Origin of the sequence: Prosthecobacter vanneervenii, assembly GCF_014203095.1 — a bacterium.
GTDB lineage: Bacteria > Verrucomicrobiota > Verrucomicrobiia > Verrucomicrobiales > Verrucomicrobiaceae > Prosthecobacter > Prosthecobacter vanneervenii.
In genome coordinates this window covers 281,465-296,472 of record NZ_JACHIG010000009.1, presented here as the reverse complement: position 1 = coordinate 296,472, position 15,008 = coordinate 281,465, and the positions used below count along the sequence as shown (strand labels likewise).

At 59.1% G+C, this 15,008-nt stretch carries 12 protein-coding genes; 10 read left to right on the top strand and 2 right to left on the bottom strand.

All coding sequences use genetic code 11. The features are described 5' to 3' along the window. Positions 1–2: 2 nt before the first annotated feature. The 4 genes from HNQ65_RS19840 to HNQ65_RS19825 all read left to right on the top strand — a co-directional run bounded on the left by HNQ65_RS19840 (position 3) and on the right by HNQ65_RS19825 (position 8,318). The gene (locus tag HNQ65_RS19840) at positions 3–3,209 is read left to right on the top strand and encodes an efflux RND transporter permease subunit (RefSeq protein WP_184342237.1); all 3,207 of its coding nucleotides are present in this window, start codon (positions 3–5) and stop codon (positions 3,207–3,209) included. A gap of 66 nt (positions 3,210–3,275) precedes the next feature. Next, entirely contained in the window at positions 3,276–3,782 is a 507-nt protein-coding gene (locus HNQ65_RS19835; RefSeq protein WP_184342235.1) for a hypothetical protein, read from the top strand. Positions 3,783–3,883: 101 nt separating this feature from the next. Beyond that, positions 3,884–5,134 carry a TolC family protein gene (locus HNQ65_RS19830; RefSeq protein WP_184342233.1) on the top strand — a complete coding sequence of 417 codons (1,251 nt, stop codon included), beginning with the start codon at positions 3,884–3,886 and terminating at the stop codon, positions 5,132–5,134. Between the two features lie 37 nt (positions 5,135–5,171). Beyond that, on the top strand, positions 5,172–8,318 hold the full coding sequence (locus HNQ65_RS19825) for an efflux RND transporter permease subunit (RefSeq protein WP_184342231.1): 3,147 nt from the start codon (positions 5,172–5,174) through the stop codon (positions 8,316–8,318). On the opposite strand, the gene HNQ65_RS19820 is transcribed toward HNQ65_RS19825, so the two are convergent. Further along, on the bottom strand, positions 8,315–8,932 hold the full coding sequence (locus tag HNQ65_RS19820; protein ID WP_184342229.1) for a septal ring lytic transglycosylase RlpA family protein: 618 nt from the start codon (positions 8,930–8,932) through the stop codon (positions 8,315–8,317). The genes HNQ65_RS19825 and HNQ65_RS19820 overlap by 4 nt on opposite strands. 323 nt (positions 8,933–9,255) lie before the next feature. On the opposite strand from HNQ65_RS19820, the gene HNQ65_RS19815 reads away from it, so the two are divergent. Both HNQ65_RS19815 and HNQ65_RS19810 read left to right on the top strand, forming a co-directional pair. Further along, positions 9,256–9,978, top strand: a complete 723-nt coding sequence (locus HNQ65_RS19815; RefSeq protein WP_184342227.1) for an alpha/beta hydrolase — start codon at positions 9,256–9,258, stop codon at positions 9,976–9,978. Beyond that, positions 9,962–10,870, top strand: coding sequence for a hypothetical protein (locus HNQ65_RS19810; RefSeq protein ID WP_184342225.1), 909 nt, complete (start codon positions 9,962–9,964; stop codon positions 10,868–10,870). The genes HNQ65_RS19815 and HNQ65_RS19810 overlap by 17 nt, the downstream gene beginning before the upstream one ends. Before the next feature lie 11 nt (positions 10,871–10,881). Here HNQ65_RS19810 and HNQ65_RS19805 read toward each other — a convergent pair whose 3' ends face one another. Beyond that, positions 10,882–11,385 carry a type II secretion system protein gene (locus tag HNQ65_RS19805; protein ID WP_221306224.1) on the bottom strand — a complete coding sequence of 168 codons (504 nt, stop codon included), beginning with the start codon at positions 11,383–11,385 and terminating at the stop codon, positions 10,882–10,884. On the opposite strand from HNQ65_RS19805, the gene HNQ65_RS19800 reads away from it, so the two are divergent. From HNQ65_RS19800 to HNQ65_RS19785, 4 genes are all read left to right on the top strand, one after another. Further along, positions 11,384–12,025 carry a hypothetical protein gene (locus tag HNQ65_RS19800; protein ID WP_184342223.1) on the top strand — a complete coding sequence of 214 codons (642 nt, stop codon included), beginning with the start codon at positions 11,384–11,386 and terminating at the stop codon, positions 12,023–12,025. The genes HNQ65_RS19805 and HNQ65_RS19800 overlap by 2 nt on opposite strands. Positions 12,026–12,070: 45 nt before the next feature. After that, positions 12,071–13,363: an ATP-dependent Clp protease ATP-binding subunit ClpX gene (clpX, locus tag HNQ65_RS19795; protein ID WP_184342221.1), complete on the top strand. Its 1,293-nt coding sequence runs from the start codon at positions 12,071–12,073 to the stop codon at positions 13,361–13,363. An 82-nt stretch (positions 13,364–13,445) separates the two neighbouring features. After that, on the top strand, positions 13,446–14,411 hold the full coding sequence (locus HNQ65_RS19790; RefSeq protein ID WP_184342219.1) for a sugar phosphate isomerase/epimerase family protein: 966 nt from the start codon (positions 13,446–13,448) through the stop codon (positions 14,409–14,411). A 41-nt stretch (positions 14,412–14,452) separates the two neighbouring features. Further along, complete coding sequence (locus tag HNQ65_RS19785; protein WP_184342217.1) at positions 14,453–15,004, top strand: PH domain-containing protein; 552 nt, start codon at positions 14,453–14,455, stop codon at positions 15,002–15,004. Positions 15,005–15,008 lie beyond the last annotated feature (4 nt).

The window sequence follows — 15,008 nt, the reverse complement described above, 5'->3', positions numbered from 1 at the left end:
TCATGGGCACGCTTACAAAATACGTTCTCAAACACCGGCCTATCGCCCTGGCGCTGATGGTCCTTTTTGTGTTGGCCGGTGCGCTGGCCTTCAACCGGCTGCCGGTGGAGGCCTATCCTGACGTCACCAATGTCTCCGTGCAGATCATTACGCTGCTGCCGGGCCGCGCTGCTGAAGAAGTGGAGCGTCTGGTGACGGTGCCGATCGAGAATGCCATGAACAGCATTCCCAAGCGGGCGTCCATCCGCTCGGTCTCGCTGTTCGGGCTATCGCAGGTCACCATCGTCTTTGAGGACGATGCAGACCGGGCCTACTGCCGAAACATGGCTTTTCAGCTGCTTTCCAGCGTGAGCCTGCCGCCGGATGCGGATACGCGACTGTCTCCTGACACGACGCCGGTGGGCGAGATCTACCGCTACACACTGGACGCGCCACGAAGCATGCCTTCGACGGAACTGCGTGCTGTGCAGGACTGGATCGTCGAGCGCCAGATGCGAACGGTCTCAGGCGTGGTGGATGTGATCGGATTCGGCGGTGCCACGAAGCAGTACCAGGTGCTTATCGACCCGATGAAGCTGCTGTCCTATGACATCTCTTTGCGTCAGGTGCTGGATGCACTTTCCGCCGGGAACAAAAATGCGGGCGGGGCATACATTGAGCACGGGCCGGAAATGTTCATCGTGCGCGGCCTTGGCTTTGTGCAATCACTGGAGGACATCGGGCTGATCGCAGTGGATACACGTGGCGGCACGCCGATCCGGGTGAAAGACCTGGGGCGTGTGCTGATCGGCGAGCAACTGCGCCTTGGACGTGTGGGACGCAACATTCCTGCTGAGCATTACGAGCTGGATGACGCGATCGAGGGCATCGTGATGCTGCGCAAAGGCGAGAACGCCATGGAGGTGCTGGAGCGCGTCCGTGACAAGATCGAGATCATCAACACCAAGTTTCTGCCAGCAGGTGTGCACATCCACATGCACTACGACCGCACGAACCTGATCAACCGCACGCTGCACACGGTGCACAAGAACATGGCGGACGGCATCGGGCTGGTGCTGCTGGTGCTCATCATGTTTCTGGGAATAGGGAACATCCGCTCGGCGCTGGTGGTGGCTGCCGTGGTGCCGCTCTCGCTGCTGGGGGCCTTCCTGATGCTGGATCTACGGGGCATTCCGGCCAACCTCATTTCGATGGGAGCCATCGACTTCGGCATCATCGTGGACTCAGCCGTGGTGGTGATCGAAGACCTGCTGCGGCTGATGCATGAGCGGCGGGAGAAAAAGGAATCCCTCTTCAAGCTGCTGCCCAAAGCTGTGGGGCAGATGGGGCGGCCGATTTTGTTCTCCAAGGCCATCCTGCTCACGGCCTTCCTGCCGCTTTACACGATGCAGCGTGTGGAAGGGAAGATCTTCAAGCCGATGGCGCTGACGCTGACCTTTGCACTGATCGCAGGCACCATTCTGGCGCTGACGATTGTGCCGCTGCTGGCCAGCTACGCCCTGAAGAAAGGGCCTGGAGAGCATGAGTCGTGGCTGGTGCGCATTCTGGTGAGAATGTACCGGCCTTCGCTGGCGTGGACGCTGAATCACGGACGCATCATTGTTCTGAGCGGGGTGGCGATGCTGGCAGTTGCTGGCGTGGTGGCCACTCATACGGGCACAGAGTTCCTGCCGAAGCTGGACGAGGGATCGCTGTATATACGTTCCTTCCTGCCGCAGACGATTTCGCCCTCGGAATCTGCACAGATCGTGAGGCGCATGCGGGCCGTGCTGGCATCCTTCCCAGAGTCGAAATCCATCATCACTCAAAACGGACGACCAGATGATGGTACTGACGTCAATGGTTTTGATGTCTGCGAAACATCCGTGGACCTGCATCCGCGTGAAGAGTGGAAGACAGCCCCAGACCGAGATGGGCTCGTCAAAAAGATGAAAGCCAAGCTCAACGTCGAGGTGCCAGGGGTGCAGTTCCAGTTCAGCCAGATCATTGAGGACAATGTGAACGAGGCCATCTCAGGGGTGAAGTCCGAGCTGAGTGTGAAGATCTTTGGTGACGAGCCAGAGAAGCTGCAGCAGCTGGCCGATCAGATTGTGGACATTTTGAACACCGTGCCTGGAGCCGCAGACGTGGGCACTGACCGCCTGATGGGGCAGCCGCAGGTGCAGATCGCGGTGGACCGCTCCGCCATATCGCGTGCAGGGCTGTCGATGACGGATGTGCAGTCAGTGATCGAGACCTCGATGGGCGGCTCCGTGGCCACCAAGGTGCTGGAAGGGGAGCGTACGTTTGATCTGGTGGTCAAAATGATTCCGCGCTCCGTCGCGAGTATCGACGGCATCCGACGCATCCCGGTTTCAGGGTCTGATGGTGAGCGGTTGACTCTGGGGGCGCTGGCTTCCGTGGAGGTTAAGCCTGGCTTTGCCCGAATCTACCGCGAAGAAAACGCCCGTCTAACGGCGGTGAAGCTGGCGGTGCGTGGACGCGACCTGGGCTCTCTGGTGGCCGAGGCGCAGCAGAAGGTGGATGCGCAGGTCAAACTGCCGAAGGGATTCCACCTGGAATGGACGGGGGCCTTTGAAAACCAGCAGCGTGCCGTCAAGCGCCTGATCCTGGTGGTGCCGATCACGCTGATCGCCATCTTCTTCCTGCTTTTCACCGCGTTTGACTCCGCCAAGCTGGCCACGCTGATCCTGCTCAACGTGCCGTTTGCGGCGGTGGGAGGCATTCTGGTGCTGCCGATTGCAGGACTGGCGATGTCTGTTTCTGCGCTGGTCGGATTCATCGCCCTCTTCGGGGTGTCCGTGCAGAACGGGGTGCTGCTGGTGGAGCGAATCCGAGAGCTGCGCAAGGAGGGCATGCGAATGGCCGAGGCGGTGCGTGAAGGTGCAATCAGCCGTGTGCGTCCGGTGGTGATGACGGCTGCCATGGCGGCGCTGGGCCTGCTGCCTGCGGCACTATCTCATGCAGTGGGTGCGGAAACGGCGCGCCCGTTTGCCTGCGTGATCATTGGCGGGCTTGTCACCGCCACGCTTCTCACTTTGTACATTCTGCCGGTGCTGTATCCGCTTTTTGATGCCGGCGAGGAAGGCCTGCACAGCAAGTATGTGCTGATCGAGGGGCCCGGGCATCAGCCGTTCCTTTCTTTGCACAAGAAGAAAAAGCCGGAGGATCCCCACACGCCGGAGAATCCAGGGGGGGCGCCGGGCTAAGGCAGTCAATTTTTCACGTTGGAATTTGCTACATGGGCATGCTAGTGTGCGTTACTACGCTCTGACATGCGCGCGCCTCGTCATGATTCCAAGCCACTGAATCGGCTGGTGAACCTGCTTCTCCTGCTGGGGTGGCTGCTTTCCTCCCATGGGGTGGCGCCTGCTGTCTGCATGGCGGCAGCGCTGCTTGATGGTGATCATGAGGTCAAGATCGGGGTGTCGAACAATGGAGCCATGGCGGTGGTGCTGACCCATGAGGGCAAGTCCGCAGCTGAGCTGATCTCACATCAGCACGATGCGCTGTGCCGGATGCTGATGGCCTTTGCCAAGACTCCTGCGTCAAATGCCGGGGATCATGTCCTGGCATTCAAACCTGTGGATGACGCAGCACGTGCCCAGAGACTGGCCACAGCAGGAAGCTGTGAGGCCAAGATGAAGGCTCCTGTGGAGGGCGTGCTATGTTTTTACGCGGCCAAGCCCGCTTGCCATCATGGAATTGTGTGGCAGGTGCGACACAGCACGTGGTCGCAGGGACAGTCACTGAAGACCGGCAGGGTCGTCATGCGTTGTTGAGAATTGCTGGCAGAGAATCAGGTCCGCGGATGCGGGCGCTAAATCAGAAGACGGTTCACTGGGTCGTCCTGATCATCTACCAACTTCAATTCGCATGTGTCATGAAACCCTCCTTTTTAATTACTTGTTTGTTCCTTGGCTCCTCTCTGCCCGCTGTCATGGCTGTGGAGCCTGTCTCTGTTAATTCGCTGGTTCTCAAAACCCTCGCCACACACCCCGAACTTCAGTACTACGAAGCTCAGATCGATGTGGCACGTGGTGGCAAGACCAAGGCTGGCGAGATCAAAAACCCCGAGCTGATGGTTGGGAAAGGCAACTGGCGGCTGCGGGATCTTTCCAACAACTACGTCACCGACGGGCCTACGTGGCAGGCGCAGCTGACCCAGACCTTTGAGTGGCCGGGGCGCATCTCTTTGCGGAAAGCCATCGCGCAAAAAGACATCGAATTGGCACAGTTGGGGCTGGCGCAGTTTCGTGCCGCTCTGACTGGGCGGGTGCGTAGCATCGCATGGAGGATGATCGCAGCGCAGGAGCAGACGCGTGCGGCGGAGGAGGTGACCAAGCGCTTTCAGTCACTGGCGGCGGTGCTTTTGCAGCGTGATCCAGCAGGTGCTGCACCACGGTTGGAGGCACGCATCATCCAGGCCAATGCACTGACGCTGGGAGCGGAGGCCACGCAGGCGCGCAATGATCTTGCGGCGGCACGCTTTGAGCTAAACCAACTGCTGGGAGAAAGGGCGGAGCATCCATTGGAGCTGAAGTCTGAGCACTTTGTGGTGCTGCCGCCGCCACCCGTGGATGTGCTGCTGTCCCGTGCGCGTGAAAAGAATTTTGCGCTGCGTGCGCGGTTTCTCGATGTGGAGCAGCAGGGATTTCAGGTGGCGCTGGCAAAGAACGAAAGGTGGCCGTCGATTACCGTGCAGTCTTACGTGCAGAAGCAGACGACGCTGACTCGGGAAACGCAGGTGGGCTTTACGCTTTCCTTTCCGCTGCCGCTGTGGAATCACAACAAGGGGGCGATTGACGCTGCGCAGGCCAAACAGTTGCAGGCGGAGCTGATGCTGACCGCACAGATGCGGCAGCTGGAGCGCGACGTGGCGGCACAGGCCAGCCACTACCGCATCTACATGGAGCAGCTCACACAGCTGCCTCCTGACACGCTGGAGAGCTTCCGCAAGGCGGCTGCCGAAGCGGATGATCATTACCGCATGGGGGCCTTGCCACTGGCCACCTATACAGAGCTGCAGCGGCAGTACCTTTCCTCCGTCAAAGCCGTGCTGACGGCGCAGATGGGGGCGGTGGATGCCAGACAGCAGCTGGAGCAGCTCACAGGAAGCGTGCCTGAGCAATAGGCCGCGTCGTTTCAGAAACACTCCGCTCCCTGCGACCATGCTCAATTTCATTCTCGATTTTTCCGTACGCCAGCGTGCCCTCGTGCTGCTGGGCGCCCTGGGCCTGCTGATCGCGGGCCTGTTTTCGCTGATCCATCTGCCAATCGATGCGGTGCCTGACCTGACCGGGCCGCAAGTGCAGGTCAATGTGGCCGTGCCGGCGCTGGCCCCCGAGGAGTCTGAGCGCGCTGTGACACGACCCATTGAAATGGCGCTCTCCGGCATGCCGGGGGTGCTTGATTCCCGATCATTGACGAAGTTTGGACTCAGCCAGGTGACGATTGTGTTTGAGGATGGCACCGACATCTTTCGCGCCCGTCAGCTTGTGACCGAGCGACTCACTGCGGTGATGCGGGATCTGCCGCCGGGCAGTGCGCTGTCTCTGGCGCCCATCAGCACCGGGCTGGGGGAAATATTTTACTACACGCTGCATTGGAAAAAGGGGGCCAAGGAGCGCCCGGCCGATGAGAGAGAAGGGCTGATGCGCCTGTGGGAGACGCACGAGTACATCGTGAAGCCACATCTGCGCGTGGTGCAGGGCGTGGCTGAGATCAACAGCAATGGCGGGCATCAACGGCAGGTCACGGTGGAGCCGATGCTCGACAAGCTGAAGGCGGCCAACATGACCGTGGGAGAGCTGGCCGCGATCATCCGCGGTAATGTGGAAAATGCCGGTGGCGGTGTGATCAACCGCGAAGGCGAGCAGCTCACCATCCGCAGCGTTGGCCGTGTCAGCACGGCTGAGGAAATCGCCAGCCTGCCGATCAAGTTTGGCGCCGCCATCACGCCGCTGAAGGTGCAGGATGTGGCCAAAGTGCAATGGGGCGCGGGCTTCCGTGCCGGAGCTGCCACGATGGACGGTGATGAAGTGGTGCTGGGCACGGTGATGATGCTGATGGGGCAGAATGCGCGCGTGGTGTGCGACCGCGTCAAACCCCGGCTGGAGGAGCTGCGAGAGAAGCTGCCAGCAGGAATGGATGTGAAGGTGGTCTATGAGCGCTCGGATCTCGTGGAGGCCACGGTGGGTACGGTGGAAAAGAATCTGCTGGAAGGGGCTGTGCTCGTCATCGTGGTGCTGCTGGCGCTGCTGGGAAACTGGCGCGCTGCCTTGATCGTGGCGCTGGCCATTCCGCTGTCCTTCCTCTTTGCCATCTGCGGCATGATGCAGGGCGGATGGTCCGGCAATCTGATGAGCCTGGGCGCGGTGGATTTTGGACTGATCATCGACGGCGCTGTGGTGATGGTGGAAAACATCATCCGCAGGCTGGGTATCAAGCAGCACCATCTGGGGCGTGTGCTCACGGGAGAGGAGCGCTCGCGTGAGGTGCTGGCTGCGAGCAAGCAGATGGCGAGCCCGATGTTTTTTGGGGTGCTGATCATCACGATCGTGTATCTGCCAATTCTGACGCTGACAGGGATCGAAGGGAAGATGTTCCGCCCGATGGCGGTGACGGTGATCTTCGCGCTGGCGGGTGCACTGCTGCTAGCGCTGACGCTGATGCCTGCGATGTGCTCATTCTTTCTCGGTGGCAACATTGCCGAAAAGGAGAACTGGCTGATCGCCGGACTGAACAAGGTGTTTCAGCCCATGCTGCGCGCGGTCATCCGGCTGCGCTGGGTTGTGGTGCTGGTGTCGGTGGGTTTCTTTGCCTTTTGTGGCTGGCGCTTCACCACGCTGGGGGCGGAGTTTGTGCCCAAGCTGGATGAGGGCTCCATCGCCGGGATGATCTACCGCAAGGTGGGCATGAACCTCAAGGAGTCGCTGCATGAGGATCTGGAACTGGGCAGGCTGGTGCGGGAGAAGTTTCCGCAGGTGACTTGCATCTTTACACGCAGCGGCACCAGCGAGGTGGCGACGGATCCGATGCCGCCAAACGAGACGGACTTTTACATTTTCTACACCCCGATTTCCGAGTGGCCGAAAGGGCCGGGCCTGCCAAGCACCAAGGCGGAGCTGTGCGAGGCGATCGAGAAAGAGGCCCTCAGCGAGCATGAAGGGCAGACCATCGAATTCGGGCAGCCGATTGAGACACGGTTCAATGAAATGATGGAAGGCACGAAGGCGGAGCTGGCGGTGCGCATCTATGGAATCGATTTTGATGTGCTGGAGAAACTCGCGGCGCAGATCCGTGACATTATCAACAGCACTCCCGGAGGCGCTGCGGAGCTGGAAACCAACGGACGCACCAGCAGTGTGGTCATGCAGGTGAAGCGTGAGATTTTGACCAAGTACAACGTGCCGCTGGCCGAGCTGAACCATGCAGTCTCCGCTGGTCTAGGTGGTGAGGTGTCCGGCCAGGTGGTGGAGGGCAACCGCAGGCGTGACATCGTGGTTCGCCTGCCGGAGGATGAGCGTTCCAAAGAAGAAGTGATGAAGAGCCTGCCGCTGCGGGTAGGCGACTTTGGAATGCTCTCGCTCGGTGACGCGGTGGATATCCGCATTGAAAAAACTGTGGAGCCCATCCGTCATAGCCGAACGCAACGACGAGCCGCCTTGCTTGTGAATGTGGTGGGAGGGCGAGACATGGAGGGATTTGTGAATGAAGCCTCCGCACGCATCAAAAAAGAGGTGAGCTTTCCCGAGGGCTACAGCTTTGAGTTTGGCGGCACGTTTGAAAATCTTCAGGAAGCGCGGGCACGTCTGGCCGTGGTGGTGCCCACCGCGCTGCTGATGATCTTGATGCTGATCTTTTTCGCCTTTGGCAGCATCCGGCAGACGCTGCTGGTGGCCACGGGCATTCCTCTGGCTCTCACCGGTGGCATCATCGCGCTATGGCTGCGTGGCATGCCTTTCAGCATCACGGCTGCGGTGGGCTTCATCGCACTCAGTGGTGTGGCGGTGTTAAACGGGCTGGTGCTGGTGAATTACTTCAATGAGCTGCGCGAAGAGGGCCACAGCGTGCGAGATGCGGTGCTGACTGGTGTGGCCACACGACTGCGACCGGTGATGATGACAGCGCTGGTGGCGGCGCTGGGTTTTGTCCCCATGGCGCTGGCGCATGGAGCGGGGGCAGAAGTTCAGCGCCCGCTGGCCACTGTGGTCATCGGCGGCATCATCAGCTCTACTCTTCTCACATTGTTGCTGTTGCCTATGCTGTATGACTGGATCGAAAGCCGTGCCAAGCGCAAGGCGGCGGCGGCTTAACGATAACCGGGCGGCGGCGGTGGGAGGCCTGCAGGGGGCGCGGTGGTGCCATACCCTGCAGGAGGAACCGAAGACGGATTGTAGTAGGGCTTCACTGTTTTCGGCTGCGAGTTGGGGTAAGTGGGCCTGACGGGCGGTGGGCTGCGATATGAAGCTGCTGGTTGTTTGTAGGCTGTCGCTGGTGCGGAACCATAACCTGCGGGTGGAGGAGCCGTGTAGGTGGAAGGCGTTTGAGCAGGCGCGTTAGGAATAGTCTTGGCCGTCACTGTCACATCGCCGAGCTGGCGGTAGGGGAGCTGGATGTACTCGGCTGCCGCGCGGGAGAGATTGATGACGCGGTTCGGGTAGTAGGGGAAGCGGTCGTTCACCGTTACATTGACGGTGCGGCCGTTCTGATTGTTCTTCACCTTGACCACAGTACCGAAGGGCAGGGTATTGTGCGCCGCCGTCCAGCCCTGAGGCTGATAAATGGCCCCAGAGGTGGTGTAGTGGCCTGCATACTGATCAGCGATGTAGGAGGCATAGCCACGCATCTGATAGGCGGGCTTGGCGCAGCTGACTGCGAGGGCTGGCAGAGTGATGGCTAGGAAACGAAGAAAGGCGGAAGGGGTCATGATCTGCTGTCTGCTGGCCGGAGCATAACCGAATTGGCATTAGGCACAATCCGGGGCATCATTTCGTGATGAAAAGAAGGCAGGCCATTCTGGCAGCAACAGTAATAATGGCTCCCATGGCGGCTGGATGGCTGGCGGCAGGACACCTGGCGCATCCGCCACGCAGGCCGCTGCAGGATTACCATCAGGAGTTTTTATCTAATCCAGCTGCGCATGGCGTGGCATTGAAATCTTTCCGGTGCCAGGGAGGCATCCCCTGTCTCATCTGCGAGCCAATGCCTGATGGGAGGCTAGGGAAGCGCGGGCGTGTCATTCGTGAGCAAATGGCGCAGAAAAAAATCAAACTGCCAGACGTCGGCAACATCCTCGGAAATGTGGTGCTGGTGCATGGGCGGCGTGGCAGGAAAGAGGACTATCTGCTCATCGCCGAGCGTTTCTGCGCGGTGGGCTTCCGCTGTTTGTTGTTTGATCTGCCAGCGCATGGCGACAGTCCGTCAGACATGGCATGTTATGGCGTGCGAGAAGGGCATCTGCCAGCCACGGTGCTCAATGAGGCAGCGGCAGAGTTTGGTTTTGCTCCGCAGCCAGCTGGCATCATGGGGATCTCGACGGGCGGTGCCGTCAGCATCCGCTCGGCTTCTGCTCCGGATGCTCCGTGGAAGGCGGCTATTTTTGTGTCCACGTTTGACACGCTGAATCATGTGGTAAGGCATCAGGCGTCTCAACTGGCAGGCGAATGGCTGGGTACAGTGTGGAGCCGGATCACGGGCTGGTTTTACCAGCAGAAAACCAGAGTGAATATGGGTGACATCAACTCCATGGCTCTGGTGCCTGCGCTGAGGTGTTCAGTGATGGTGGCGCATGGGACTGCAGACAGAGTTGTGCCAGCTGAGTGCGGGCGTAGGTTGTATGCTGCACTGCCGCCAGAAATCGATAAGCGCTGGGTGGAGATCCCAGGAGCTGATCATGACAATGTTCTGATCACCGATTTTCCGATCTACGCGGAGATGGCGGAGTGGCTGCTGCGGCATGTGCCGGCTTCATGAGCACGGCATTCTCGCTGGGCGGGAGACAGGTCGTCAAGGTCCGGTTTTTACGAGATTCGTTATTGGCAGCTTAGGCTTGCGCCCCCATCATGGCAGGGTTGCTGCATTCAACACACACTGCATGTCTGAACCTGCCAATGCTCCAGCACCTGCTCCGCGTCGCGGTCCGGGATGTTTTGGCATGCTGGTGATCACGTTTGTGGTGATGGTGATCATCGGTGGCGGCGTGATGTGGAAGGTGGTGGATGCGGGGTTTGGGATGAAGTGGCTGGCGGACCATTTTCAGAAGCGTAGCATCACGGAATCGTTCCGAGAAAACGTGAAACGAATTGCTTCGACGCAGGGGGATGTGTTGGAACTGGCGACGCTGGACACTGAGGAAACGGTGACGAAATATGACACGAAGACGCTTTTTAACGACTCCATCTACCTGGGCACCACGGTGGCTGAGATTCGGGCGATGGTGGTGTATCGCTACCATCTGAAGCTGTCTGACGAATGGAGCCTGAAGGTGGAAAACGGGCGCTGTGTGGTAGTGGCGCCAGCGATCAGGCCTTCGCTGCCGCCGGCGATCCGGACGGAAACGATCGAGAAAAAATCCGAGGCTGGCTGGCTGCGCTTTAATGCCTCAGAGAATTTGGCGCAGTTGGAGAAAGAAATGACCTCCATTCTGGAGAAGCGTTCGGCTGTGCCGGGCAAGATCAAGCATGTGCGCGAGGCCAGCCGTCTCTCCATAGCCAAGTTTGTTCAGCACTGGGTGCTGAAAGAGCACAAGCTGCAGGGCGACATTCGGGAGATCGTGGTGATCTTTCCTGATGAGCCAGCGGCTGCTAATGCTCAGGAAGCTTCGAAACAGCCGGCCACGCTTAGCTTGGAGACAGGCAAGGACTGATCCCACCTTACTTAACTGGACGGTTGCAGCCCGGAGGGATCATACAGCAGCAGACCGGACTCGAACTTCACAAATGGCATGGCACCGGGCAGATCTGCTGGTTTGAGCCCGCCGAGACGGAAGATCTGCCCCTTCCACGCTCCCTGTCGGCCAGTGACTCCGACGATGAGGTTCAATGAGGTGGCCAGCTTGTCTCCTTTGACCACAAAATCTGCTCCACTCATGGTGGCGCAGACTCCCATGGAGACAATTTCCTGGGCGTTGCGCTGATGACCCACTCGCTCGACGCCTGCACGCAGGTTTCCGCCATACCAATTGAGTGCCACACCACATAGGATCCCGACCACGGCAATAACCACCAGCATTTCAAAGAGTGAAAAACCGGGCGCGTGGTGTTTCGTGGGGATGAGACGAAGCGGACGGGTGAGCAGCACATTTATAATTACCATAATATCCAAGTGCCGCAATCTCTCGTTTTGACGCGTAATCCAGTGCATTCTACGAAAGAGTTTCATGAAACCCGATTTACTGGCCCAACTCCCCCGATCCCAGCGCGAAGCCATGGAATCGGCGGGTTATCGCGTCACCCGCTGGGCTGCTGCACGTGCTGTCCTGCAGGCGCGGGTGACCAAAAATCGGATTGCTGGCGTGCTGGGCGAGTTTTTGGCGCATTGGCTGCCGCATCGTATTGTGGATGAAGATACTGCGGAGTTCTGGCTATCATTCGGACATAACGAAGAAAGAATCCAGCTCACCGGGGGAAGTCCATCGATGGTCAACTCGCTCAGGGAGCGCGCTTTGCTGCATCTGCCCGGGCTGCGTTCGTTCTGGAGCCAGGAATTGCGCCAACAGCATTTCGCAGCCCTGAGAAGCCTGGTGCCGCAGGCCTGGCTGCTAGATGACACCACCGTGCCGAATGGGGCGGTGATCGAGGGACTGAATGCCGTCTCATGGGAGCAAGTAAGAATGACGTGCAAAAAGTGGCTCGTCGAAGATGACGCTGGCCTGGAACACACAGACTGGAAGTCGGCGCTGGCTGGACGAGGCAGTGTCCTGAGCACCCAGATGTCTTATCTGACTAAGCTCAAGGCCCAATATCTGCGGAATGAGCATGGGCAGGTGGTTTTGCACTCTATTCAAGAAGCGTCATCTTGACGTGACGGCTGCTTTCGTGCGAAATTAACGCATCCCCTCAAATTCATGGCTCGCGGCTCCAACGTTACTCTGTGCTCCTTTTGCGGCAAAAGCCATGCGGAGGTCAAAAAGCTTATTGCAGGCCCCGGGGTATACATTTGCGACAACTGCATTCACGTCTGCAAAAACATTCTCGACAAGGAGGCCTCCGCTGACTCTGAGAGTGGTCCACCACTCTTGGTCCCGCGTCCTGCAGACATCGCCGCGTTACTGGACCAGCACGTGATCGGGCAGGCACAGGCCAAGAAAGTTCTGAGCGTGGCGGTGCACAACCACTACAAGCGCATTCTTCACACACAGCAGCAGAGCGTGCGCTCAGGCGGCACCTCTTCTCGCAAAGTAGCGACGGCGATGCCAGACCCGAACGATGTGGAGATCGAAAAGAGCAATGTGCTGCTGATGGGGCCCACCGGCTGCGGCAAGACGCTTCTGGCAAAGACACTCGCGCGGATTTTGAATGTGCCTTTCAGCATCGCCGATGCCACCACGCTGACAGAGGCTGGCTACGTGGGGGAGGATGTGGAAAACATCGTGCTGCGGCTGCTGCAGGCGGCGGACTACGATGTGGCGCGTGCGGAGATGGGCATCGTGTACATCGATGAGATCGACAAAATCGGGCGCAAGACGGAGAACGTGAGCATCACGCGCGACGTGTCCGGCGAAGGAGTGCAACAGGCACTGCTTAAGATCATAGAAGGCACGGTGTGCAATGTGCCGCCACAGGGAGGTCGCAAGCATCCGCAGCAGGAGTATATTCAGGTGAACACGGAGAATATACTGTTCATCTGCGGGGGAGCCTTTGTGGGCCTGGAAAAGATCATGGAGCGCCGCCGCGGCGGCAAGACGATGGGTTTTGTCAGCTCTCACAACGCGGCGCCCCAAACGGGTAAGGCGAAGACTGAGGTGGAGCCCGAGGACCTACTTTCCTTCGGATTGATTCCCGAATTCATCGGGCGTCTGCCGGTGGTGTGCTCGCTGGAATCCCTGACTGAGCAGGAACTGATGCGGGTGCTGACCGAGCCGAAAAACGCGCTGATCAAACAGTACTCCAAACTGATGAACATGGACGGAGTAGAGCTCTCCATTACCCGGGACGCGATGCTGGCCATGTCCAAAGAGGCGGTGAGTCGTGGAACCGGTGCGCGCGGGCTGCGCAGCATCTTTGAGCGTGTGATGCTGGACGTGATGTATGATGTGCCCAGCCGGATGGATGTGCGCGGCGTGACGATCAACGAAGGCGTGGTGAAAGGGGAGCGTGCGGCCATGCTGCGCAAACGAGTGGAAAGAAAGGCGGCATAGGCGCAGGCACTGGTTACAAGGGGGATTGAAAATTCTTCTGGAGCTTTGGTGGTGCCACGCACCATAATGGGCAGACCAGCACATGACCTCCCGCACTTCCTCCCGCCGCCGTTTTCTCCAGCTTGCCACTTCTGCTCTCGCCGCTGCCAGTTCCCGCCACGTCATCGCCGCAGACAAAGCACCTCCGTTTAAGATCTCTCTGGCCGAGTGGTCTCTGAACAAGGGGATCTTTGGCAAGGGCAATGCGGAGCGCCATGAGCACCTGGACTTCTGCAAGATCGCCCGCAGCCTGGGCATCGATGGCGTCGAGTATGTGAATCAGATGTTTTTCGACAAGGCAGCAGATGCCGCCTATCTGGGCGAGATGAAAAAGCGGCAGGACGGCGAGGGCGTGAAGGGTCTTCTGATCATGTGCGACCGTGAAGGCAACCTGGGCGACTCAGATGAAGCGAAGCGGGCCAAGACCGTGGAAAACCACCTCAAGTGGCTGGATGCCGCCGCCACGCTGGGCTGTCATAGCATTCGCGTGAACGCGGCCAGCGATCATAAACTTAGCTGGGACGAGCAGATGAAACTGGCCGCCGACGGCCTGCATCGCCTATGTGTGGAGGGAGACAAGCGCGGACTTTTTGTGGTGGTGGAAAACCATGGCGGCCTATCCAGCAACGGACTCTGGCTGACAGGGGTGATGAAGGCTGCGGACCATGCACGCGTGGGCATTCTGCCTGATTTTGGCAACTTCTACACTGACCGCGTCAAAGGAGAGCTCTACAATCCTTACAAAGGGCTGCGTGAGTTCATGCCGTGGGTGAAGAAGGGCATGAGCGCCAAGGCCTATGACTGGGACACCGGTGCCGGCAAATTCTACACCGAAGACCGTCGTGAAGGGCGTGAGATCACGCTCGATTATGAGCGCCTGATCAACATCGTCGTCAAAGCCGGATACAATGGCTACATCGGAATCGAATACGAAGGCGACAAGCATACCGAGATCGAGGGTATCAAGCGCACGAAGCAGGCGCTGGATGAACTCAAGGCAATGCTCTGATTTTCCAACCGCATCCTCAACTCACAAACACGCCACACATCATGCCTGCTGAAGACTCACCCATCGCTGCCAATGTGGCAGAAACCACCCTCTGGTCCGGCCACACCTCCCAGTGGGTTCACTTCTGGTATTACTTTTTCTGCATTCTGCTTGCTGCGGGGATCGGTGTGGCGGCCACGGTGTTTGGCCTGGCCACGGCAGGCATTGGGGCGCTGGGGTATTTGGCACTGATCATTCCGCTGCTGATGTGGATGATCCGTTGGTGGGTGACGAAGAGCACCAAATATGAACTGACCACCCAGCGCCTGCGCATCACGGCCGGGATTCTGGACCGGAAGGTGGATGAACTGGAGCTCTTCCGCGTGCGTGACTACAGCATGGAGCAGCCTCTTTTGCTGCGCATGGTGGGGCTGGGAAACCTGACCTTGATCACCTCTGATGCGACGACGCCCACGGTTGCCATGAAAGCCATCCATGGTGTGGAAGGCGTGCGTGAAAAGCTGCGCACAGCAGTGCAGAACGAACGTGATCGCAAGCGCGTGCGTCAGATGGATGTGGACAATGTGGTGGATGGCGGCGCGGATCTGAAATAGCCGC